General features: G+C 42.8%; 18 protein-coding genes and 1 pseudogene. 9 read left to right on the forward strand and 10 right to left on the reverse strand.

Going from position 1 to position 24843, the window contains the following annotated elements; translation table 11 throughout:
* Nucleotides 1-2 precede the first annotated feature (2 nt).
* From CXM95_RS11330 to CXM95_RS11345, 4 genes and pseudogenes are all read right to left on the reverse strand, one after another.
* Nucleotides 3-1367, reverse strand: a pseudogene (locus CXM95_RS11330) (glycoside hydrolase family 1 protein).
* Entirely contained in the window at nt 1360-2265 is a 906-nt protein-coding gene (locus CXM95_RS11335; RefSeq protein WP_086299328.1) for an ROK family protein, read from the reverse strand. Before CXM95_RS11335 ends, CXM95_RS11330 begins: the two are co-directional and overlap by 8 nt.
* Before the next feature lie 9 nt (nt 2266-2274).
* A complete protein-coding gene (locus tag CXM95_RS11340; protein ID WP_016613439.1) occupies nt 2275-3627 on the reverse strand; it encodes a PTS sugar transporter subunit IIC in 1353 nt (450 codons plus the stop codon).
* A 19-nt stretch (nt 3628-3646) separates the two neighbouring features.
* The gene (locus CXM95_RS11345; protein WP_101699176.1) at nt 3647-5848 is read right to left on the reverse strand and encodes a glycoside hydrolase family 3 N-terminal domain-containing protein; all 2202 of its coding nucleotides are present in this window, start codon (nt 5846-5848) and stop codon (nt 3647-3649) included.
* Between the two features lie 160 nt (nt 5849-6008).
* Here CXM95_RS11345 and CXM95_RS11350 point away from each other — a divergent pair, with 160 nt between their 5' ends.
* From CXM95_RS11350 to CXM95_RS11360, 3 genes are all read left to right on the forward strand, one after another.
* Nucleotides 6009-7184, forward strand: coding sequence for a helix-turn-helix transcriptional regulator (locus CXM95_RS11350; RefSeq protein WP_008378650.1), 1176 nt, complete (start codon nt 6009-6011; stop codon nt 7182-7184).
* A gap of 106 nt (nt 7185-7290) precedes the next feature.
* Nucleotides 7291-7548, forward strand: coding sequence for a hypothetical protein (locus CXM95_RS11355; protein WP_005235163.1), 258 nt, complete (start codon nt 7291-7293; stop codon nt 7546-7548).
* A 346-nt stretch (nt 7549-7894) separates the two neighbouring features.
* Nucleotides 7895-8080 (forward strand): hypothetical protein, encoded by a 186-nt coding sequence (locus tag CXM95_RS11360; protein WP_008378656.1) that lies wholly within the window; start codon nt 7895-7897, stop codon nt 8078-8080.
* A gap of 49 nt (nt 8081-8129) precedes the next feature.
* Here CXM95_RS11360 and CXM95_RS11365 read toward each other — a convergent pair whose 3' ends face one another.
* From CXM95_RS11365 to CXM95_RS11375, 3 genes are all read right to left on the reverse strand, one after another.
* Nucleotides 8130-9599 carry a glycoside hydrolase family 1 protein gene (locus CXM95_RS11365; protein ID WP_101699177.1) on the reverse strand — a complete coding sequence of 490 codons (1470 nt, stop codon included), beginning with the start codon at nt 9597-9599 and terminating at the stop codon, nt 8130-8132.
* Nucleotides 9600-9690: 91 nt separating this feature from the next.
* Entirely contained in the window at nt 9691-11592 is a 1902-nt protein-coding gene (locus CXM95_RS11370) for a beta-glucoside-specific PTS transporter subunit IIABC (protein WP_016613444.1), read from the reverse strand.
* A 169-nt stretch (nt 11593-11761) separates the two neighbouring features.
* Entirely contained in the window at nt 11762-12604 is an 843-nt protein-coding gene (locus CXM95_RS11375; protein ID WP_008378663.1) for a PRD domain-containing protein, read from the reverse strand.
* A gap of 1046 nt (nt 12605-13650) precedes the next feature.
* On the opposite strand from CXM95_RS11375, the gene CXM95_RS11390 reads away from it, so the two are divergent.
* On the forward strand, nt 13651-14514 hold the full coding sequence (locus CXM95_RS11390; RefSeq protein WP_016613447.1) for a helix-turn-helix domain-containing protein: 864 nt from the start codon (nt 13651-13653) through the stop codon (nt 14512-14514).
* A gap of 311 nt (nt 14515-14825) precedes the next feature.
* Here the strand turns inward: CXM95_RS11390 and CXM95_RS11395 are convergent, their stop codons facing one another.
* Nucleotides 14826-16619, reverse strand: coding sequence for an oligopeptide ABC transporter substrate-binding protein (locus CXM95_RS11395; RefSeq protein ID WP_016613448.1), 1794 nt, complete (start codon nt 16617-16619; stop codon nt 14826-14828).
* 361 nt (nt 16620-16980) lie between these two features.
* On the opposite strand from CXM95_RS11395, the gene CXM95_RS11400 reads away from it, so the two are divergent.
* The 5 genes from CXM95_RS11400 to CXM95_RS11420 all read left to right on the forward strand — a co-directional run bounded on the left by CXM95_RS11400 (nt 16981) and on the right by CXM95_RS11420 (nt 21739).
* A complete protein-coding gene (locus CXM95_RS11400) occupies nt 16981-18282 on the forward strand; it encodes a DUF1576 domain-containing protein (RefSeq protein ID WP_005235137.1) in 1302 nt (433 codons plus the stop codon).
* A complete protein-coding gene (locus CXM95_RS11405; RefSeq protein WP_008378669.1) occupies nt 18279-18629 on the forward strand; it encodes a hypothetical protein in 351 nt (116 codons plus the stop codon). The genes CXM95_RS11400 and CXM95_RS11405 overlap by 4 nt, the downstream gene beginning before the upstream one ends.
* 168 nt (nt 18630-18797) lie before the next feature.
* The gene (locus tag CXM95_RS11410; RefSeq protein WP_005235132.1) at nt 18798-19160 is read left to right on the forward strand and encodes a YxeA family protein; all 363 of its coding nucleotides are present in this window, start codon (nt 18798-18800) and stop codon (nt 19158-19160) included.
* A gap of 7 nt (nt 19161-19167) precedes the next feature.
* Nucleotides 19168-19920 (forward strand): ABC transporter ATP-binding protein, encoded by a 753-nt coding sequence (locus CXM95_RS11415; RefSeq protein ID WP_005235131.1) that lies wholly within the window; start codon nt 19168-19170, stop codon nt 19918-19920.
* A 13-nt stretch (nt 19921-19933) separates the two neighbouring features.
* Nucleotides 19934-21739: an ABC transporter permease gene (locus CXM95_RS11420; protein ID WP_005235129.1), complete on the forward strand. Its 1806-nt coding sequence runs from the start codon at nt 19934-19936 to the stop codon at nt 21737-21739.
* A gap of 97 nt (nt 21740-21836) precedes the next feature.
* Here CXM95_RS11420 and CXM95_RS11425 read toward each other — a convergent pair whose 3' ends face one another.
* Both CXM95_RS11425 and CXM95_RS19000 read right to left on the reverse strand, forming a co-directional pair.
* Complete coding sequence (locus CXM95_RS11425) at nt 21837-22550, reverse strand: demethylmenaquinone methyltransferase (RefSeq protein WP_086373095.1); 714 nt, start codon at nt 22548-22550, stop codon at nt 21837-21839.
* Nucleotides 22551-22802: 252 nt separating this feature from the next.
* Nucleotides 22803-24797: a hypothetical protein gene (locus CXM95_RS19000; RefSeq protein ID WP_233499043.1), complete on the reverse strand. Its 1995-nt coding sequence runs from the start codon at nt 24795-24797 to the stop codon at nt 22803-22805.
* Between the last annotated feature and the right edge of the window lie 46 nt (nt 24798-24843).

Genomic DNA, 24843 nt, shown 5'->3' on the forward strand with positions numbered 1-24843 from the left:
GCTTACTCTCCTAACCCGTTTTTATCGATAACGTTTTGATACCAATAAAAACTATCTTTCTTGTATCGCGCCAAGTCCAACAGCTGATCGTCCGTACGATTGACATAGATAAACCCGTACCGTTTAGCGATGCCTTCGTGAGTACTGACGAGATCAATGGCACTCCACGGGCAATAGCCGATCACATCGACACCGTCTTCGATCGCCAATGCCATCTGTTTTATGTGCTGCTGCAAGTAGTCGATGCGATAATCATCGTGGATTTTACCATCAGTTGTCAAAACATCCTTGGCACCGATGCCGTTTTCCGTGATCAAAAGAGGCAGACGATAACGGGAATAGATTTCGTTCAACGTAAAGCGAAAGCCTTCTGGATCAATAGGCCAACCGAATTCAGTCATTGGCAAATGGGTGTTTTCTACTACTTGGAAAAAGCCAGGAATCCCGAAACCAGACTGTTGATCGAGTTTTGTCTCTTTTTGAAAATAGCTGCTGACGGTCATCGTATTATAATAATTCAATGCGATGTAATCACATGTTCCAGCTGCCAAAATCTTTCGATCTGCTTCAGTGACTGTCGGTGCTGCACCAATCGTCTCTAACAAATGCCATGCGCTATGGTTGTATGTGCCGAAAACAGCCGCATCTAGGAATAACCAATTTCTCAGCGCACTCATAGAAAGAGCTGCCAGCTGATCGGCTGGTTTTTCAGAAGCTGGATAGACACTGGCGATATTCGGTGCTGGGCCAATCATGCCGCTAAAATTACCGGCATGAAACTGTTGGGTCACCAATGCTTGGGCCACTAGCATATGGTGATTTTCTTGAAATTTTTCTTTCATGGATTTTTGACTCGTACCAATGACCGAACCAGCAAGTGCCATCACATTTTGCTCGTTGATGGTTTGCCATAGCGGGACTTGATGACCAAAATTTTCGAACAGTACTTGGCAGTAATCAGCAAATGCTTGGATCGTCTCTCGGTTTTCCCACCCACCTTGCTTCGCGATCGCAACGGGCAGGTCAAAATGGAAAACGGTGACGATCGGTTGAATCTCGTTTTCTAGTAGCAGATCGATCAGTTTTTGATAAAACACCAATCCTGCTGGGTTGACCTAACCATCGGGCATGACTCGACTCCATGATATGGAAAAACGATAGGCTTTTAACCCTAATTCTTTAAACAATTTCACATCTTCTTCATATCGATGATAGTGATCTGATGCTACTTTAAAATCAGTGGTCCCTTGCGGAATCTCTTTGATATCTTGCACTGAGGGACCTTTGCCGTCTTCTGCCCATGCGCCCTCTACTTGATAAGCACTAGTGGATGCTCCCCACAAAAATGCTTCCGGAAATTTACTCATCCCACGGTTCCTCCTTGGCTGCGCCGATCAAGTTGGCGTCCGCTTGAAAATAAGCGGCTTGGATCGCAACTGGCTGCAGCGTTTTCTCAATGATTGGTGCGGTTTTAAAAATAGCTTGATAGCTGCTAGATATGGCTTCGATCAAGCATGGCTGACGACTTATCCCGCCACCGATAACGATTTTCTCCAGAGCTAAAAGACACTGAAGATCAAAACACAAGACAGCGATTTCTTTGGTATAAGCTAAAAATAAAGCCTCTGCCTCAGAATCAGCAGTTTTCGTAAGGGTATCAAAGACCAAAGGACCATCAGGCGCGATAGCCATACTAGCAGCCAAACGCTCAATTAATCCGACAGCCGAAAGACCGATCCCCACAAAAGAGTCCGCGCCTCTCATTTGTCGGTCACGAATCATAAAACTGACTTCACCAGCTTGTCCATGATGCCCACGATAGAGTTTTCCATTGAGACAAAGACCAACTCCCACACCGGTTCCTAAAATGATCGCCGCACCATTTTGGATCCCTTGCAGATTGCCGGCTTTCATTTCCCCTAGCGCGGCGGCTTTTGCGTCGTTTTCGACAGTAACCTCTGTCACCATGCCATCGCTTAACTGGCAGATCAATTCTGGCAAATTTACCCCATCAAGGTATGGCAAGGCACCACCAAAGAAGACCGTCCCTGTTTCATTAACTGAACCAGGGACTGCGATAGCCACTTTCGTGAAAGAAACTTGACGGGCATAGCTTTGCAATAGCCCTTTGATAGCTTCTTTAAAGGGTTCAAAAGCTACAGGGGTTAAAATGGTGCGTCGTTTACTGACCTCGTCGTGTTCGACCCATCCCGTTTTGATGTGCGTCCCACCGATATCAATTCCTAAATAAACCAAATGTGCCACTTCCTTTGTTTACGCTTGAATTTCTTCCACGACTTTTTCTGTCATTTTTGCTGCTTCACTTGCTTGCTTTTTTTCAGCAGCCATTTCTAATTCGTACTCTTTTTTATCCGCAATTTTTAGAAACGGATACCACATAACAATACCGATCAGCATACAGATGATCATTAAGATCGTGTAGTTAAGTCCTCCTGAAAAGGGCATTTTGATAAAAGTCGGTGTGGTCCATGGCAATAGACTCATGGTTGGATTCAAGCTGATTGGGAGGATCGTTGTTGCCAATCCCCAGGTCACAAAGCCAGCGATCAATTGTGTAAAGACTTGCGGAATAAAGAACAACGGATTCAAAATAATCGGCATCCCGAACATGATTGGCTCTGTGATGTTAAAGATCGACGGGATAAACGACAATTTTCCTAATTGTTTCATTTTTGCCGATTTGCTGCGGATCATAAAGAAGGTCACAAAGCCCATGAAGCCAGCAGCATACATGCCCATATAAATCACTGAAGGAATCAGATAAGGCAGCGCTTGTCCTTGTTGGTAAGCGGCAATATTTGAAACGACCATGGTCATACTAATCGCCCCGAGTGGTCCTTGTAAAACTGCATTATGAATTCCGAAAAACCATAAAACAGCTAATAATTCCATAATGATGATGATCGATAGCGGGCTGGCAACTAAGGAGTTCAACGGCGCATTGATCACATCGATAAAGAATTGGAAAATCGAACCGGATGAAGTAAACCCAAATAAGACACGTAAGACAAAGACGACTGCAAAAATGATCGTGACCACAAACACTGGTGCTAAAGATTGGGTTACCATTGGGGGAACACTATCCGGTAGCTTGATCATAATGTTTTTTCTCGATAAGAAAGCATAAAAGCGAGTGACCAACAAAGCGGTCAGCATGCCGATAAACAGTCCTTGCCCGCCTAAGAAATCAAGCTTCAAGGCACCAATCGTTTGTTCCACTGCTTGGCCATCTTGCATGACAGTTGTTGCGACGGTTTGTGGCATCAACATAATGAAACTAGCTAAAGAAATAATCGCTGAATTGCGTTCATTGCTTCCTAATTGTTTTGCGTAAGAATACGCCAAACTGTATACAACATACAAGGCAAAAACGCCAGTTGCTCCGTTGGTGATCGCTTCAACATGCTGGAAGATGCCAATTTTCGTCAAATAGTCCGTCCAACCAGGAATCGGAAAATTTCCAATGATCGTGATAAACGCAATTCCTAAAGTGATGGGACTTGTTCGAATAAAACCCTCCATCAAAGCGGCCAATACTTTGTTTTGTTGTAATTTTTGTGACATTGGTAATAGTTTGCTACTTAAAAATGCTTCTAATTTTTCCATTCTTTCTCACTCCTTTAGTTTAGATCGTTACACTAAGCATCGTTTCTTTTTGATCGATCCGCATTAGGAATCGATAAGTACCTTTGGTTATGTGTTTCTTCCCTTGATTGTCATAGAAAACAAGTTCTGACAACGGCAGTGACAATCTGCGCTCTTTTTCTTCTTGGGGCGCGAATGAGATGAGGTCACTCGCAATTAATTGGCGACTTGGACGAACCATTGCCGCTGGGCGCTGCATGAGATAAATTTGGATGACGGTTTCTGCAGCTATTGCCGATTGGTTTTTCACTCGATAAGCCAAATGGATTGTCTCGCTAGATACTTCACTACCAAGCCATTCACCAGTAAACGAACTGTAACTAAGACCTGTTCCGAATGCGAATAAGGGTTCATTTGATTCATCGCGGTATTTTGACAAAAAGCGATCAGAATGCTCACTATCTGTCAAAGGTCTGCCCGTTGGCAGTTGGGCACTGTATAGTGGGATCTGTCCTTCACTCCGAGGAAAGGTCATCGCCAGTTTTGCCGTCGGAGAAGCCTGCCCACTCAACAGATTGGCGATCCCGATCCCGCCCATCGTTCCTGGATACCATACGAGCAACAGACTATCAAATAATGCTTCCACTTGTGTTAAGACTAACGGTCTGCCAGTATAAAGCACGCCAATCAAAGGCTTGCCAGTTTTTTTCAACGCTTGGATCAAACGAATTTGTTTCAATGGCAGCTGCAAATGAGCTTTTGATGCCCCTTCGCCGCTCTCCAAAAACTGCTCTCCAAAAGTCAAGACGATAACTTCGGCGGCTTCGGCGGCTTCCATGGCTTCCAAAAGCAACTGATCTTCTGGTTCGATCGGTCCATTCAGCTGTTCGATCCCGGCTTTTAAAGGACCAAATTTCTCATACGAGTCGAATAGATTGTATCCACGAGCAAAGATCAAGTTTTCGGGTGCGAAATGCTGCAGCAAACCGGTTTTTAAAGGAATCGTGTCTTGTGGCTTGCCGCTGACTGACGCCCAAAAACCTAAGGTCAACCGGCTTTCTCCATAAGGACCGATCACAGCGACGGTTTGGTCCTTTTTCAAAGGTAAGCTGCCCTCATTTTTTAACAGCACACAGCTTTTTTCTACTAGCTTAACGGCTAGCTCTTTGGCTTTATCCGACAAAACCTCTCCAGTTTGTTGCGTTTTCAACCCTCGATAGGGTTCCTCAAACAAACCTAATTGATTTTTTAGTACGAGAATTCGCCAGACTGCTTCATCCAGCAACGCGGCTAATTCGGGTTGTTTAATCAGTTCTGGCAAGTGCGTCGCATAGACCGATGTCATCATATCAAAATCAACGCCCGCTTCCAAACCTTTCTGAGCGGCCTCCCGTTCATCTTTGACAAAACCGTGGGGGACCAATTCTTTGATGGCGGCATGATCGGAGACCAGTACCCCATCAAAACCGAAACGTTCGCGCAAAATCTCTCGGTTCAACCAGCGGCTACCCGTTGCAGGTTCACCATTCAATATGTTGAAGGCCGTCATCACTAGCAGTGCTTGGGCTTCGATCGCCGCTTGATAGGGTTGCAAATATTCATTGAATAAGCGCTGATTGGACATATCGACCGTATTGTATTCTCTGCCCGCTTCGGGTGCACCATAACCAGCAAAATGTTTGATGCAAGCAGCAACGTGATTTTCTGCCACTCCTTGATCAAGATTGCCTTGGTAGCCGGTCACGACGCTTTTAGCAAAACGTTTTGCCGTATACACATCCTCTCCTGGCGACTCCATCACTCTGCCCCAGCGAGGATCGCGAACAAGATCCAGCATGGGTGAAAAGATCACATGAAGGCCATTTTGGTAACATTCTTTGGCGGTCATCTCAGCGGCTTGCCCGATCAAATTAAAATCGTAGGAACCTGCTTGGGCAAGGGGAATCGGAAAAATCGTTCGAAACCCGTAGATGACGTCCGACATAAACAGCATAGGAATCTTTAGTCGGCTGTGTGCTAACGTTTCCCTCTGTAACTGCATCAATTTTTGGTAATCGTTCACATTATAAATCGAACCAATCTCGTGAATCTTCAAATTTGGTGGAAGCCCTAAATCTTGCATCGGGCCAGTAGTCATCACCTCATTTTCAATGACTAAACTGCCATTCAATTGAATCGTCTGAGCGATTTTTTCTTCTGGCGTCAATTGCTGAAACAATTCTTTCAATTTTTTACTATCCATGTTTACTCCTTCCTGTAACCGTTTTATTTATCTGAATTATAGAAAGAATCCTTCCTTAGATATACTAAAAAACTAGTGTTTATAATAAATTGTTTATTGAATGCTAAAAAATTTACGTTATACTAAAAGAAAAAACAATGTTTGGACTTTGAGGTGTCTCATGAACAAAACAACACTTACGACCGCCATGGATCTGCTTTATCGCAAATATTTGATCCCGATGATTCTCTTGGATCAAGAAGGGACTCCGCTGTATCCCCCACTCACCTTAACAGCCAAGAATCCTCTGAAACACTATTTGGAAGAAACGAACGGCCCAGTTGCAAATCTCTATCATTTCGGCAAATATATGCTTGGTTGTTTTGCGTTTCAGTTAGCTGGAAAAACCTGTTATATGGTCATCGGACCCTGTGGAGTGATTGGTACACCAGATACGTCTTACCTATTTCTTGAACATGAATACCACTACAATGTGCACTATTCCAAAGAAGACAAATACTCCTTTGAAGAATACATCCAGCTACTTTATACGCTGTTTGCGGAGCAGCCGTTGGCAAAAGACCAAATCCATTGGCATTACCAAACTGAATCCCACGACCGATCCATGCAAACAGATCTTAGCTTGGAAACCAATCTTTATGAACGCCGTGTGCATGAAGCTACCTTTGATTCCTATCATTTTGAATTGCGCTATCTTGACTACATCAAACGAAACGAGCCGGAAAAAGTAGTCTGGGTATTTAACAAAATGAAAGAGACCTACAGTGTTTCCCTTTCCCCTCATGAACTGGAAGGCTTAAAACTAAAGTTTTCGGCCTTTGTCGCTGTCGTGACCCGCATGAGCATTGATGAAGGAGTACCAGTCAACCAAGCATTCGGCTTATCTGATTCATTGATCCAAGGTCTGGTTTATATTCATTCTGCCGAGGAGTGCCTCCGCTATATCAAAGAAGCCACCTACCGCTTTATGGAGCTTCTGCATAGCTATCCGCTGGCGCAAAAATCACTGTTGGTCAAGACGATTGTTAATTATGTCGACAGCCATCTCTATGAAAAAGTGACCATTGATGATCTCGCAGCCATCACTCAAAAACATAAGACCCATCTATGTAATCAGTTCAAAAAAGAAATGAACAAAACGATCCACAGCTACATTCAGGAACGAAAGATCAGCGAAGCCAAGCATCTATTGCTGTTCACAGATTTTTCCTACGAAAAAATCAGCACCCAGTTGGCATTCGCCAATCAAAGCCATTTTATCCGCAATTTCAAAGCCGTTACCGGGCAAACACCAAAAGAATTTAAAGAGAAACATTACGCTCATGCTTTAAGTTAAAGACACAATTTCCGAAAAAATGCTCAGAAACAATGGTTATTATTTTTAATAACAAACGTTGTAAGCTATCCTTTTACTCAAATCAATTTGAATGAGGAGAGATAAAATGATCCAACTTGCTCGCTTGATCTTTTGGGTACCAGTCATCTTTTTTTCGTTAGGATTGATCATCGTAACGAAACGATTGCCGCGTTTCACATGGGTTTCCTTATCCATCACGGTTTCTTTAGTGATCTTTGTTTGTAAGATTTTAGAGTATTCCTATACGATGCCTGACATGCAGCTAACTTTCTATTTTATGGGTTTCTTGATTTCGGCTAGTCTTCTTTGTTTTATTTTCTACTTGAGGATCAGAAAACGGTGAATGACAGTGGCGGGTTTTCCACGTAAATTAGTCAGGTCCCCAGTAACTAAGGACCAATAGCTTCATCAAATACACGGGTTTCTTCCTATCTTTTTAAAGAACTCCCCTCCCCTGAAAAGGGGCTTTTTTATTGCTAGTTCTGATTCTAACCTCAAGCTTACTGTGTTACTCTAGAAAGATTCGAATCAAAATACAAGGATGTGCCACTCGTTTTTCTCCCCCCTTCCTGCACACGATCGTTATTCCATGAGCTCCTTGCCTTTTTAACGAACTAAATATATAATGAATTTGCAAAATAATAACACAAAAGAACAAATCATCTATCCTCATAAAAGGAGCTTACCCTATGAACTGGCTGACCTTTGTCGTCCAACCACTGACCCTGCTGTTTTTTCTTACAGTATTCTCTCTCGTCTATTTGATGCCCGAATCCCTTGTGCCTAAGCCCAAAATGAAAAAATGGGCGTTGACTGTTTCATTGATCTTTCTAGCATGGCAGCTGCTAACCCCCTTTCTCTTCTTTTTTTACTGAGCACAACAAAAAAGCGGCTCTCTTTTTTGAGAGCCGCTTTGGTTTATTTTTAATCCTGTAACAAACTACCGCCATTGGTAGCAATGACTTCTTTGTACCAGTAAAAACTATCTTTACGGGAACGGTCAAAGCTACCGTTTCCTTCATCATCCGCGTCTACATAGACAAAGCCGTAGCGTTTCGACATTTCTGACGTTGAAGCCGAAACTAAGTCGGTACAACCCCAAGGCGTATAGCCCATCAATTCCACACCATCTTCGATCGCTTCATACATTTGTTCGATATGCGCCTTCAAATAATCGATTCGATAGCTGTCATGGATCGAACCATCCTCTTCCACCGTATCCAAGGCACCTAAGCCGTTTTCAACGATAAACAATGGTACTTGGTAGCGGTCGTACAAGTTATTCAAAGTCACACGCAAGCCGATTGGATCGATTTGCCACCCCCATTCAGAGGCTTCCAAGTAAGGGTTTGATTCGCCTAAAGAAAAGTTGCCGGCCGTTGCTTCGCCGCCTTCTTCAGGATTGTGGCGGGCAATAGAACTCATGTAGTAAGAAAAGGACATGAAGTCGACAGGGTATTGCGCAAGAATGTCTAAATCGCCATCTTCGAAGGTCACTTCGATGCCGTTTTCTTTAAAGAAGCGCTTCGTATACGCTGGATACTTCCCACGAACTTGGACATCAGAGAAGAAGAGATTCTCGTGGTCACGCTTGATTTCTTCCATCACATCTGCTGGATTTGGTGTAGCTGGGTAGGCTTGCATCCGTGCCAACATCATCCCTACTTTGATATCAGGATTGATTTCGTGGGCAAATTTTGTTGCTAAACTAGAAGCCACAAATTGATGATGCACAGCTTGATACATGTCAGAAAGATTTTGCGTGCCATCTTCAGATAACAAGGCACCGCCAACATAGCCAGAGATCCCCATGATATTGATTTCATTGAAGGTCAACCAATATTTGACTTTGTCTTTGTAGCGGGTCAACACAGTTTCTGCGTATTTGACGAACAAATCGATCACTTGGCGATTTTTCCAGCCGCCATAGTTTAACGCGATCCCGATAGGTGTTTCGTAGTGAGAGAGGGTCACTAAGGGTTCGATCCCGTATTTTGCACACTCATCAAACACGTTGTCATAAAATTGCAAACCTTCTTCATTTGGCTGAACATCGTCACCATTTGGAAAAATTCTTGACCAAGCGATGGACAGACGGAACGTTTTAAAGCCCATCTCTGCGTACAAGGCGATATCTTCTTTGTAACGATGATAGAAATCTGATCCCCAACGTTTTGGATACAAGCCTTCTTTGTCATTTAAGGCAAACAAGACTTTTTCCCGAGTCATTGGTGCAGCAAATTCTGCCATGTTTTTGCGGTCTTCTGGTTTGACAGCGATCGCCGTATCGGATGTCGCTGGGCCACGTCCGCCTTCGTTCCATGCTCCTTCAAATTGGTTGGCTGCAGTGGCGCCGCCCCATAAAAAGCCTTCTGGAAATTGTTTTTCTGTCATGATTAGCCTACTTTCTTTTTCTTTATTTATCGACACAGCGGATCAGCAAGAAAGCATTCTTACTGATCCTACGACGTGCCGATAAACGCATTTATTTTACGACTTCGATCAAATTGTCGTTCGCTGTTACTTCTTTTGACTGTGTCGTTTGGATGTCACTGTAGTCGTTAGAGTTTGTGACGATGACTGGTGTCAGTAAGGAATAGCCTTCCGCACGAATCGCTTCAGTATCAAATGAGATCAATTTTTGACCGGCTTTGACTTTGTCTCCTTGGTTGATGTAGGCAGTAAAGTGATTGCCTTCAAGTTCCACCGTATTCATGCCGATGTGGATCAATAATTCTGTCCCATCCTCAGTGACTAAGCCGATGGCATGTTTTGTTGGAAACAAGATTTTGACTTCTGCATCTGCTGGAGCAGTGATTTCACCGATCGCTGGTTCAACGGCGATCCCTTTTCCCATAGCACCTGAAGAAAAGACTTTGTCTTCCACATCTGCTAAAGCAACCACTTGACCGGTTACTGGACTTTTGACTGTTTCATCTTTGACGCTGGCAGAAACGGTTTTTACTTCTGGTGCTGGTGCTGCTGGTGTTGCTTGACCGTCGACTGGTGAATCAACAGTTGTATACAAAGTTGGTACTTTCAATAACATCATGATGATAAATGACGCTACGATTGCAATAACTGTACCGATGGCTAAGTGGATCACGCTATGGAAGCTGCCTGTTGCTGGATCGATATATGCAGGATACAAGAAGATGCCCATACCGCCCATTGCGTAACCAGTGACGTTAAAGATTGACAAGTAGATACCAACGAAACCTGAAACTAAACAAGAAACGATAAATGGTGTTTTCATTGGCAAAGTGTAACCGTAGATCGCAGGTTCAGTCACACCGAAGATCGATGAGATCAATGCTGGCATTGCGCCTTGTTTGACTTTTGGTTCTTTCGTTTTCAACCAAATCGCTGCTAGCACACCCGTTTGCGTGAAACATGGTAGCACTGCGGCGGTCAAAATAATCGAAGAGCCGTTTTGCGCCATATCCATGATCGCCAATGGCACAAGACCCCAGTGAAGACCAAACATTACCAATACTTGCCATAATGCCCCTAAAGCAAATCCATAAATGATTGGGCTGAAATCATAAACCGCTTGGAAAGCAATACCGATCCAGCTAGATGCTGTATTTGCGACTGGACCTACCACAAAGAAGGTCAACGGCACAGTGATCAAAATCGTTACAAAAGGAACCACAAACATTTTGACTACATCAGGTGTAACTTTGCGCATAAACTGTTCAATTTTCGAAGCGACAAAAATCGCTAAAATAATCGGCAGTACGCTATTAAAGTAGCCACCTGCTGGTAAGGTCAAGGTTAGACCAAAGACTTTGCTCGCTTCAGCAACGCTTTCTGCTAAACCAGGATAGACCATCGCACCTGCAATCGCTAATGCTGTATAGGTATTCATCTTGAATTTCTTTGCAGCAGTTACGGCTAAGATCATAGGTAAGTATTGGAACAAACCATCGCCTAGGGTATTCATTACTACATAGATTCCATTGGTCGCTTCCATCCCAGTTGCTGCAAGTAGCGCCGTGATCCCTTTTAAAATACCGGCTGCCGCTAATGGACCTAAGAACGGTTGAAACAAGCTTGAGATGACATCGATAAAGCGGTCAAACAAACTGCCTTTCTTTTCGTCGCCTTCGTCGATATCAAGACTGCCGCCATCGGCTAATCCGCCGACTTTCAGCACTTCATCGTAAACATCTGGCACATGATTACCGATAACCACTTGGTATTGTCCGCCTGCTTTGACAACGGTCACGACACCGTCACGTTTTTGCAAATAATCTGTGTCTGCTTTGCTTTCGTCTTTTAAGTGGAAACGTAAGCGAGTCACACAGTGTTTTACAGAAGAGACATTTTCTTTGCCGCCAACATGGGCCAAAATGTCTTGTGCTAATTCAGTATATTTTGCCATTTTGATTTCTCCTTTTTAATAGATCATTTAATAAAAATAAAAAGACCGGCCATTTCTACAATAAACAAGCAGGAGTATCACCCATAAAAAACGAGACGGGTCTCCTCAACGAGTATTGTAAGAAAGTGCAGGTCTTGCCAGCCGAACTGTAACGAATCCATTTCCATTCTTAGGTTAATTTTGAGTGAGCGGCTAAGTTACCGATATGCAGAATCAAATACATCAATTCCATATCGTTGACATGCCAGCCCTTTTGTTCAAATAAGTATTCTTTGATCGAATCTGCGGTTTCTTTTTCTTTCGGATAGCTGCTGAAAGCCAAGGCAATCATCGGATTAGCCAATACTGGCTCTTCTTTTTCTTGACTTTGTCGAATTAAATAATAGCGAATGTGGGTCACAAACCGTTGGAAGTAGGAAGAATTCTCATCGTACTCGATGTTCATGCTATACTTAACGATCCGTAAAATATTGTTGGTCAACTCGGTGTGCTCATAGGCACTTTGATTGGCGCTTTTTTCAATTTGCGCATTGACGAAATGCAAAGTGATAAACGCAGCTTCTTCTTGCGAAAAATCGGGATACAGCTCTTTGCGGATCAACTCGACCGCTTGGACACTGACCGCATATTCCTTGGCATAGATTTTCTTGATTTCCCAATGCATGGGATTGGTCAAAACAATTTCTTGCTTTTGACGACTGATGGCAAACAAGATATGATCCATCAGTGTGAAATAAACGTTTGGATTGAAATCGGTTCCAACACTTTCCCGAAAAAGACGCACGATTTCATAAATGACGGCCATTTGTTTCTCGTCAGCCTTCGTCATGACTTTCGACATATGTTCCACTGTCAAGTCATCTTCTGGGTAGTATTTTTTTTCGATTCGCTCAGCCGGAATCAGGTCACCCGGTTTCGTTTGAAAGCCGATCCCTTTTCCCATTAGGATCACTTCAACTTCATCTTCTTTTGAAAGTACAACATTGTTGTTGATCCTCTTGATAATCTTCACGAACGATCCTCCTTGATCAGCATAGCGCATACACAGCTTTGCATCGTTTGACGTCTATGCAGAAGGTCTTGTATTTTTTTCTTTCTCTGACTTGCCATTAAGTGACGAGGTAAATGTCTGCTCCAGGCAGTACTGCAGGATATCGTCAAACCTAGCTGGCACTTCATTGCGTTTTACTTCTCCCCTCCTTTGATGATCAATGACTGGACCTTACCTTGGAACCGGTTCTTTTTTAGCGAATAGAAATAATGGAGCAAAAAAAGAAGACCAAAGCAAAAAAGTGTACAACCCAAGAAACTTTGGGTAATCAATGCACTTTTTTCCTCTGGTCTTGCCTGCCGAACAGTAACGAATCCAGTAATGAGAACACTCTCGTGTTCCGTTGAGATAATAGTACTCATTCTGAGAAAAAATGTCAACACTTTTTTTGCAAACGTTTTTCTTTTTTGTTTTTGACTTTTTTTCACTATCTTTCTCACTGAATTTCTTTTCTAGCTTTGGTCTTTTAGTTCACTTGAAATACAAGGTTTACTGTGTAGCACAATAAGACCACAAAAAACCGTAATCTTCGTGCATTACGGTCATAGCTGGAAGTATGATGCTTGAAAGACGATCAATCACAAAGAATCAGAAAATTGGGGAAGGTCTGGTGCATGACAGACATTCAACGGGACTGACCACCTTGCGCGATTCATGCGTTTCATGACTTCCACAAACGAAAAGGTCTCTTTGAGTGGGGGAATCAACCAAATAACCTTTCGATTCTTCAAGATCTTCTCTTTCCTGCTTAGAATGTTCGCAGTTCGCCGCGAAAAAAGCAGGACGTAAACTAAATTTCATTTATCAATCTGTCACTGATCCTTCAATGACAAGTTTCTAAATGAAAGCCTGTACTAGTTTTTAAATGGGTTGATTTCCCAAGGACCAAATGGTTCAAATTCCATGAAAAACGACCTCCTTTATTATTTGCTATACCCTATTATATTTGATAACATGTTATTAAAATCACATTGTTCAGAAATGCGTCACAATTAAGGAGGTCCCCCATGAAACAGCAAGGCTCTTTAATCAAAAAACTGCGCACAGATCGCAAAATCTCGCAAGCCAAGCTTGCCGAAGGTATTTCCTCTCGCACCACCCTTTCTTCTTTCGAAAATCGCAAAACAAATCTCTCTTCACAAACCTTGTTTGACTACTTAGACAAAATGAATATCACGGTTCATGAGTTCAGTCTGTTGATCGACAGCGAAGCCACAGGTCAAAAACGTCAGCTGGTGCAAGATTTCTATACCCGATACTATGATCGAACACTGACTATCGACTACTTGACTAGCCTTGAGGAACGCTACTTTGAGACACAAAATTTTTTTTATTATTCTTTGTATGTCCAAGGCCTGCTGCTGCTCAACCGTGAATCATTTCTGATGAATCGAGGAGCTTACACCCAAGAAGTTGAACTGGTAAAGCAATACTTGTTTGATATCGAAACATGGGGGCGCTTTGAGTTAAACTTATTCTCAAATTTGTTATTTATTTTTGACCAAGAAACCATCAGTTATTACTTAGATCATGGGATCAAAAAAATCCTTCACTACGCCAATGATCCCTTTTATGCAAATTTGTTAAGTGTTGTGATCTTAAATGGCTGCGCCTTTGCCAGTGAAAGTAAGGATTCCTATCTGCTTAACAAGTTTCTGCTTTTGTCTCATCCCTTGCCTAATACACCTCTGTATTTTTATTTGAAAATCCATCAAGTCTTGTATCAAGAAATTTACTCCTATTTGCAATCTTCTCAATTAAACAAAGAAGTGTTAAGAAACAGCTTAATCGTTATCGAACAAGCCGGTTACCAGAACCATAAAAATGACCTGCAAAACTTGATTCATACCGTGACGAATATCTCCATTTAACATTCTTCCCTTTGAATCATCCTATATCCTTACAAACATGATTTATCTTTTTCGTAAACGCCTGTCTGCTTATTGAAGGACAGGCGTTTTTCAGTCAAATGCTAGCCTAACTTGTACACAAAAAACCAGTTAGGTGCGTAGACCTAACTGGTTTTCGGGCTAAAATCTTAAAACGTATCTGGTTTATCCTGACCCAGATTTGATTTTACACAACTCATCCCTCCGGTTAACTATAGAAGTAAACTGAGCTGGCTTTTCAGAAAACGACAAAAGCGTTGTTCTCTTTTGATTTCAGTGATTCAACAAATCGATTAGCGAGATTCTGAAGTCACTCCGATAGTCGCCCATGGATTATGATCTGGATCATATGCCCACGTAAAGTTTGCGACACGATCAGAGACCGGCAAAACTTGGTTACGGTACAATGTCGGAATAGCAAACGCTTCTTCAAATGCATATTCTTGCCATGCATCAAATGCTTCTTTGCGTTTTTCTTCGTCGAAGGAATCATTTGAATCGATGGCTGCTAACAATTCTGTATTGCGTTCAGACTCGTAACGAGTGTAGTTAAAGGCTGAATTTGGTCCCCATAAGCTAGTTGGTGATGGATCTGATCCAGTAGACCAAGCAGCTTGGAAAACATCGATATCTGGATCATCATTTTTCAACTTGTCATAGAATGCTTGGAAGTCGATCAAACGTCCTGTAGAGTATTGGACATCCAAACCGATTTCTTGCCATTGTTGGACATAGTAATCTGCCAGTGGTTGTGCCACTTCTCCACCTGACATTGAAGCAAAATTGATGGTTAATTTATTGCCATCTGGATCTTCCCGGAAGCCATCACCATCAACATCGATAAAGCCAGCATCATCTAGGAGTTGATTTGCTTTATCCATATCTAAGTGGTAGCCTTCCACATCAGTGCTGTGCAAACTACCATAAACCGGTGGGATCAATGTTGTACCATTTGAACGCAAGCCATGGTAGAAACGCTCACCAATCGCATCATTATCGATAGCATAGCCCATTGCTTGACGCAATGCTTTGTTGGCCATTTTTGCGTTTGGATCAAAATCAACACTATTTGTTTCGTCATTCCATGTTCCTAAATTAAAACCAAGATAGGTGTATGATTGTTCTGGTCGTCCTAACATTTGGTAGCCATCCATATCTTGATACGTATCGAACGTATCTGTTGGCATTTTCAATACTAAATCATATTGTTTTGCATTTAGTGCTTCATTGATCGATGCAGATGGAACATTACGCATCACAATTTTTTCTAATGTTGGTGTTCCCCCATAATAATGTTCATTCGGAACATACTCTACGGTTTCCCCAGGTACGATATTCGTCATCTTGTAAGGACCAAAACCAATTGGGTTTGTCCGTACAGGATCACTGGATGGCATATCTGCTACTTCAATACCTTCAAAGGTATGTTTTGGTAATGCCGCGTTCCAAATTGCTCCACCGGATTGCTGCATTCCAGGATGCATTTCCTTAAATTCGATCTCAACTACTTTATCGCTAACTGCTGTGATCCCAGAAATCGTATCTGCTTCACCGCTATGGTATTCTTCCATTCCAACAATATTAGTAAAGTCATTATTGTAGCGAACGCCATCATAGTCTTGATGACCAATGACTTCATAAGAAAAAATGACATCTTCGGCTGTAACATCTACCCCGTCCGACCATTTTAGTTCATCACGTAATGTGATCGTCGCTTTATTGTTTTCGACATCCAAGTCTAAGTCTGCAGGTCCACCATCAATAATCTTAAAATCCTCATCTTGTAAGAATAGATATTCATGACTTGGTAACATAAAGTCACGGTCATAGGCATCCTGATAGAACTCCCACTGGAATAATCCTTGGAACTGGGTGTCCATTACTACAGCAACGTCTAAAACTCCACCTTCAATCACTTCATCATCATTGACTACCGCTAACGGTAATGTGCTGATATCTGATGCTGCAGCGTCTGATGACGACTCTCCTGTATCTGTCGAACCTGTTCCACCTCCGTTACTTTGTCCGCAAGCCCCTAAAACAAGCGCTGCCAATAAAGTAATCATGCCAAACTTCGTTTTCTTCATACTCTTCCTCCTTATTAAATCCCCTCATTTGTGATTCACTGATAAAAAAACCAAGCAAACAGTTTTTTTATCTTAAAATGGCTTTTTTATTAGAAAATCTGAACGAGATTAACTAAATTATAACAATTTTCTCAAAACTCTTTCCGTCAATAATTTCATCAATCTATGAAATTATTGAAAATAAGACGAAAATCATTGATAAATCGCTATTGCTTTTTTTCAAATATTCTTAAGTTTTTCTTTTATGACGTTCCTTTTCTCTCATATTTTTCGAAAAACGCCTTGTGGAAACTGTCAAAAAAACCTTCTTAGACGAGAAAAGATGTGATACTATGAAAAAAAAGGAGCGTTCAGTGAAACTATGTCAGACAAACGAATTTTCTTACAAACGAAATCGAAACCTTTTGCACCGATCTCACAGCTCTTAACTCAGCGGTTGCTTCTGGCTTACAGCTGTGTGTTGATTCTACTCGGCTTGTTCACCTCGCCGCCTCAGGCATTGTGGCAAGGATCGTTGGCTATTTTGAATGCCCCTAGCAATTTGATTTCTGATTATTTTGCAATCGGCAATCTCGGAAGCGCCTTTTTGAATAGCGGCTTATTGACTTTGATTAGTATCCTGCTTGCTAAAAAGCAAGGAACCATTATTAGTGGTCCGATGATCGCAGCTTTCTTTACCATATCCGGCTTTTCTTTTTTTGGAAAAAACATCTTTAACTCAATCCCCATTCCCTTGGGTGTCTATCTATACTCTTACATACAGCAACGGCCCTCAACCCAGTACTCACTTGTCGCTTTATTTGGCAGTGCTGCCTCACCCGTCATTAGTTACTTAGCATTTGGCTTAGGCTTACCTTTGCCCCTAGGAATCGCGTTAGGTTATGGAATCGGCATTTTGATTGGCTTAACACTCCCCCCACTGGCAGCACAATTTTTACAATTCCATCAAGGATTTTCTTTGTACAATATTGGCTTTGCCACCGGTATTATCACTATGTTTTTCACTAGCTTTTTACGATTATTCGACATGGAAGTCTATTCGAACAAGCAATTGACGACTGACTATCACTATTATCTGACGGCTTTCTTGCTCATCCTTTGTTTTTTCTTGTTTTTTATTGGTTATTTTTTAAATAAACGATCAATAAAAGGTTTAACGGATCTTTTTAAAACTTCTGGGAAACTGATGACCGATTATGTCACAATTTTTTCACTAGGAATCACCATGATGAACATGGCAATGATGGGGCTCTTGATGTTAGTCTTTATTTTCCTGCTGCAAGGCGAGCTTTCCGGTCCACTTTTAGGGGCTGTATTGACCGTGATTGGTTTCAGTGCCTTTGGAAACCATTGGAAAAATAGTTTGCCCGTGATGATTGGGGTGGTCTTAGCCACCAAAGTCGGTTTGACTTCTGATGTATCCACCTTCAGCTTATTACTCACAGCGATCTTTGGAACAAGTTTAGCTCCGATCAGTGGGTATTATGGTCCTGTAGCTGGTATCTTAGCAGGCATCGTCCATGCAGCACTGGTCACAAATATCACTTATTTACATGGAGGATTGAACTTATACAATAACGGTTTTTCCAGTGGATTTGTCGCGGCGGCAATGGTACCATTGTTAGATGAATACCAACAAATCAGAAGGCGGCGAAAAAAATGATTGAAAAAGAACGGGCACGACGAATCGTCGATGAAGTAGTCACCTACTTTTTGTCCCATGACTGTCAAAAGATAACGAGCGAGATGGCCTTTGAAGCAGAAGGTTTCAAAGCAGTCGTGCAGGGCCCTTTCCCTGAACAGCCCTCTGATCTAGAACATTTTATCAACATGCTCAATACACCAAGAGACAGTACCTTGGAAAACTATTACGTTGAACTGTTGGGCGGTCATCAAACGATCCATGAAGAAAAAGATTACTATTTATTGGGATTAATGATCGATGAAGCCGCCATTATGTATGATGAGGGACAACTAGTCGTTGAACTGTTTCGCAAAAAATATGACTGAAGAGTAACAAGCAAACGACGTTTCTGATTTGTGGATCACACAATTCAGAAACGTTTTTTTGTTCGTTCCTCGTGACAAAATTGAAAGTTTATTGATAGATTTTTCACACTCCTTTTCAGAAAACTAGCGTTATACTTTCATCATAATAAAAAACGAGGTGACCTATTTATGAAAAAATTTTTGATTGGACTAGCAGTTGTCGTGCTTGTGGGATTTGGTGCATTGCAAATTGCTGAATCAGTCATCATGGGGGGCGACAGCTATTATGTCCAAATCACGACAGATGGCGAAAAGACGACTTCTAAAGATGACAGTGGCAATGTCTATACTCAATACCACTATGAACTACCGGCTTATGACGAAAATGGCAAGAGCAAAACCCTTGATTTCAATGGTTTCCAAGAGCGGCCTTTGCGTAAAGAAGCCTATTTGAAACTTACATGGAATGAGAAAAAAGGCGTGACCAGCTATGAAGAGGTCAAAGAAAAAGACATTCCCGCAAAAGCACTAACTCAATTAAAAGGAGCGTAACTTAATCATGGAAAAAATTATTCAAGCAAGTGAACTTACTAAAGTTTACGGAAAAGCCAACGAAAAACAAACCGAAGCCTTGAAAGGCATCAGCTTTGATATTGAAAAAGGTGAATTTATCGGAATCATGGGAGCTTCAGGCTCCGGTAAGTCTACCTTGTTGAACATTCTTTCAACCTTGGATCATCCAACCAAAGGTACGATCCGCATCAACAACAGCGACATCACCAAACTAAAAGGCGATGCCTTGGCAGATTTTCGCAGCCGTGAAATTGGCTTCATCTTCCAAGATTTCAATCTCCTAGAAAACTTAACAGCTTCTGAAAACATTGCGGTGCCCCTTTCTTTACAAGGAGTCAAACCAAAGATCATCCAACAACGGATCAAACGAGTCGCAGAACGTTTGTCTATCACGCATATCCTCGACAACTATCCGGCAGCAATCTCAGGTGGGCAAAAACAACGGGTGGCAGCCGCTCGAGCCTTGATCACGGAACCAACGATTCTTTTTGCGGATGAACCGACAGGTGCCTTGGATTCAAAAAGTGCCAAAGACTTATTAAATATGATGGACGACTTGAATACCAATGACCAAGTATCGATTTTATTGGTCACTCATGATCCCCTTTCTGCCAGCTATTGCCAACGTATTTTATTTATCAAGGACGGGAAGATCCATCAAGAAGTGAAACGTGAGGATCAAAGCCGGGAAGAATTTTACCGCAAGATCCTTGTCATTCTAGGAAACTTGGAACAATAAGGAGGAAGAACACATGCTTTGGAAATTATCACTTACCGGAATCAAAGGCCGGTTGAAGGATTATATCGTCCTCTTTTCTGGTTTAGTCATGGCCTCAGCCATCTTCTATATGTTCGAATCAATGGCCAGCAATGAAGCCTTTTTAAAAAGCAACTCGATCATCAGTATGGTGGTTTTTATCTTTCGCTTTGGTTCTGTCTTACTAGGAATCATCACCTTTGCCTACATTTTATACGCCAATTCTTTCTTAATGGCGATGCGGCAAAAAGACTATGCCATGTTTATGATGTTAGGAGCCAAAGGACGTAAGATCGCCCAAATGATTTTCATTGAAACATTCTTGGTCGGGATCGCCGCCACTGCTGTTGGTTCTTTACTAGGTATTGGATTAGCCAGTGGTGTCAATACCTTACTAGTGAACCAATTAAATTTACAGATCAGCCATTATGCGGCCTTTAATCTACAAGCATTAGTCGTGACACTTGCATTCTTCTCGATTCTCTTTTTGATCGCTGCTATCTTTAATGCACGGGCAATTGCCAAGAAATCAATTTTAGCCTTGTTACGAGAAACCAGCACTCCGGCGCAAGTCAAGCAACGTCCTTTCATGCTCTTTTTGCAAACTGTCTTAGGGATTTGTTCTTTAGCAGTCGGTTATTATATGATGAGCGACTTGATGAAATTCCAATTAGTGGGGATCGGTGTTGCCCTAGTTACTATTATTTTAGGGACCTACCTTGTCTTTCGTTCCGTGATCATCACGATTTTATCTTTGCTGAAGAGGACCGATGCCATTGCTTTGAAAAGGTTAAACAATTTCACCTTGTCTCAGCTAAGCTTTCGGATTCGTGATTATACGCAGATGCTATCGATGGTAGCCATGCTCTTTGCTCTTGCATTAGGTGCCTTGACTGTTGGTCTGGGCTTCAAAAACGAGATCCCAATTATGGCAAAATCCGTTGCCCCTTATGACTTGTATTTGAATAATGCCCAAAATGCTTCTGACGAAAAAGTTGCAGCCTTAAAGCCGACTCTTGATGTCACTTATAGTCTGAAGGAAACAGACGACACCCTTTATTACAATAAAGATCAATTCAACAAGAACAACTTGCTCAGCACCAGTACGAATCAGTTGAGTATCGACGTTACCTACAACAAGCTGTCGGGAGACCAATTAGCCAAAGATATCACCGCGCAGGACCAATTGCGTAGCTACCTCTTGCCAGAACAACGAGGCAAAGAGATCCAAGTTGTCGATCAAACCGCTTTTGACACAATCAATGCCCCTGAATCCAGCTTGCGAATGGTGCAAGTCAAAGACTTTCAAGCAAGTTACGATGCATTACATGAATTGGCGCAAACAAACCAAGAAACCAATACTACTGAAACTGCCGATACGAATTTTTCGCAACGGGTCTTCGTCTATGACACGTATAATGGTCTCTTCTCCGGTTTTGAATTTATGGGCTTTTTCTTGGGGATCGCCTTCTTGACGATGTTAGCAAGCTGCTTGATGTTTAAAATTCTTTCTGGGGCCAACAGCGACATTCAACGCTATACGATGTTGAAAAAAATCGGAACCCGGACTAGCTTATTGAAAGGATCGATCCGCAAAGAGATTGGTGTGCTCTTCCTAGTTCCTGGTATCTTAGGGATGATCCATGTCTTGTTCGGATTACAAATGTTCACAACATTGATGATCGATCCGTACCACGATCTATGGCTGCCCTTTGGCATCTTTATTGCTCTCTATGCCATTTATTACGTGGTGACCATCTGGTTATACACCAACATCGTTTTACGACCAAACAAAAAATAACTCGTACAGACTTTCTGAATTGCTCAACGCAAAGAGACCATCAATCCGCTTGATGGTCTCTTTCATTTCGTCGCTCTTCTATCGAAAAAAAACGCCGTTAGCTTTGAGGTTTAACGCCCATATGCATCGCCGCCGCACCTCCTGCATAGCTTTTGACTTGCAACACATCAAAGCCAGCTGCCTGAAACTCCCGTTTCAATGCCTCCTTGTCAGGAAAATCCCGCGCAGACTCCTGGAGCCAGGAATATTCTTGATAGCTTTTGGCGAACAATTTGCCAAATAACGGCATGACATGGTGAAAATAAAAAGTAAACAGTTGCCGCCAGCCGATCAGTGTGGGCTGTGATGTTTCGAGACAAACGATTTTCCCGTCTGGGCGCAGCACCCGATGGATTTCCGCCAAGACATGTTGGCGATCCGCGACATTTCTCAACCCGAACCCGATCGTCACATAATCAAAGTGCGCGTCTGGAAAACTTAATGCCATCGCATTGCCGGTCTGCCACTGGATCTGCGTTTGTTGCTTTTTCTGTGCCTTTGCTTTGGCAACCGTTAACATTTCTTCGCTAAAATCAACGCCGGTCACTTGCCCCGTCGGACCGACCGCTTCATTTAAAGCAAACGCCCAATCCCCGGTCCCGCAGCATAAATCTAATATCTCCGCACCCATTGGTACTGCCATCCGTTTCATGGTGTCCTTGCGCCACCGTTTGTGGAGCTGAAAGGAGATAATACCGTTCATTCGATCATAACGGGAAGCGATCGATTCAAATACATCATGTACTTTGGTTTCTTTGGCTGTTGTTGCCATTGCGGCACGTCCTTTCTTTGTTCCCTTCGTTTTGCTGTTGCTTCACGTGCTTCTGCTTTTTAGTCTAGCACGAAAAAACCTGCGGAACAAAAACCCTGCTTTCGGCTTTTCCTCCAGTCATTTCCCCACAAAAAAACAGTCTTTCCTACATAGCTCCCCGCTTGTTGACCAAGGCAATTCGGTCAGCAACAAGCGGATCCAGCAGTGAAAGACTGTTCTTCTTCTGTTTGTTTTAAAAAAGGTTGTTCACGTTTAATCGATGAAGTCCCAGATATTGTTCCAATAAGAAACACGGTCTGCGCCATTTTCATCTTTGTAGCGCACAGAAATCAAATTACGGATGTCATGAACAGGAATGTCAAGGGTGACAGAATCCGTTACGGGTCTTTGTTGCACGTTGTATGTTCGATAAAAGGTGCCATCCATATAGACGTCAAAGGTACTAAGATTGGAATAAAAAATTTGCAGCTGATTGTTATGAACAGCAAGATTGATCAACTCACCAGTGACAGCGCGTGTGCCGGTCTGAAGCGTGAGACTGTCTTCCCCTATCAAAATGTTTTCCGTCTCTGGCTGATTCCCCGAAACTCTACCGTTGATCGTTACCGGGGTCAGAACATTACCAGCAGCTGCCTGTTCATCCACTCGAGCAGTCAAGTTCCATTCCATGCGATCCCCCGGTGCGATTGGTCGTTCTAAGTGGATCGTGATACGATCGCCAGAAAGACTAGACGAGGCTATATTGTCTTGGTACACGAGCGTATCGACATTTAAGAACGTCAATAAATTCGGCGAGATATCTAGTGTCACGACAGCATTCTCAATATCGTCTTTCCCAGAATTTCGCGCATCGTTGCTTTCTACGATCGTCCGCAAGATCAATTGATTGCCGACGGTGATAATCGGATTGCCTTCTTCATCACGATCAAAGCTTTGCGGTACTCGCAACGTAATCGATGGGTCAGAAGGTCGAATACTGGTGACTTCAAAGGAGAGCGCTGGTGGGAAACGTTCATCGCCAATGGCATCACGATACCCTAAATAGTCCTCATAATCGCTGGCGGACGGATTCGTGCTCCCCAACTGACCATTGGGTTCCGTCGTGGTCGTATCTGGTAAGGTTCCTACGAAATCGTCGTAACGATCATTTGCAAAATCTTTCGCGTAAAATTCGATATACACATCCTCTTCAGGATCAAGGCGACGTGGTAATTGATACTGCCATGGCACGGAGTTGCCTTGTTCGGCATCAAGCGTAATGACATATGGGTCACCTGAAGCATCACGGATCAATCCTTGCGCGGTACTCGCATAAATGGCGACTCGCTCTTTTGGCTGGTCGTCTTGCGGAGAATGAAAATCCATGATCCCCGAAACTGTTGTCGTCCGTTCATTAAAGACCTGATCCTCTGCCACTTGCAGACCAGTCGGTGGTCGTACATCCACGACGACGGCATCAGGCAAAGCGGCAATACTCTCTTCTGTTGCATGAATGAAAATCGAATCATCAACATCCTCCATCGTTGGGTCTAATCCTCGGTGGGCACGCAGCACTTCAAAACGTTGACCTGTCTTGAAAAAGTCGTCCCGCGTCCATGCGATCACACCATTATGCACCTCACCAAAAACATCGACAGTTGATTTGGAGGAAAGCCATTGCGTTTCAAGCTGGTTGCCTGCTTCGTCCTTCAAAGCAACTTCTACCCAGACCTCATCATCCCAAGCATCGCGAATCGCCCCCGTGTATTCATACGGAACGACCGCTTTGGCATAAAAGGTTTTGTCGGCATTGGTCGGGGTCACTAAGTGCTGGATCATTGGCGGATAATTATTGGCAGAAAATCGCGTGTAGGCATTCCCGCCCCTAAAAGTCGTACTGTTGAACTCATTTGAAAAAGGCTCTCCCGGCTGCGGACTAACGATTTGTGCAAAATTGACATTGCCTAGTTGATAGCTCAATGGATTCCAGAAATTGTCCGGATCACCATCTAGATTCACTTCGTTGCGTTTTTCCCAAACCGCTAGTCCAACACGATTAGACGTAAAGGTACTGTTACGGTTCGAATTAGAAAAAGCTTGTCCGCCATTCGGACGATTATTTCGGAAGTCATAAAACAGTGGTTCATCAATCACAAAATTGCTTCTGGCAACCGAACTGATTATTCCATTATTTGCACCTAGGGTCCGACCTTCCATTCGAAAAGTCGCGTCTTTTCCAGCTAAGAACTCGGCTTCTCCGCCTTGCATCCAAACAGCAGGTCCACGATGTGCATAGATATGGATTCGACTGTTT

It is taken from the genome of Enterococcus sp. CR-Ec1 (assembly GCF_002850555.1).
Classification (GTDB): domain Bacteria; phylum Bacillota; class Bacilli; order Lactobacillales; family Enterococcaceae; genus Enterococcus_D; species Enterococcus_D entomosocium.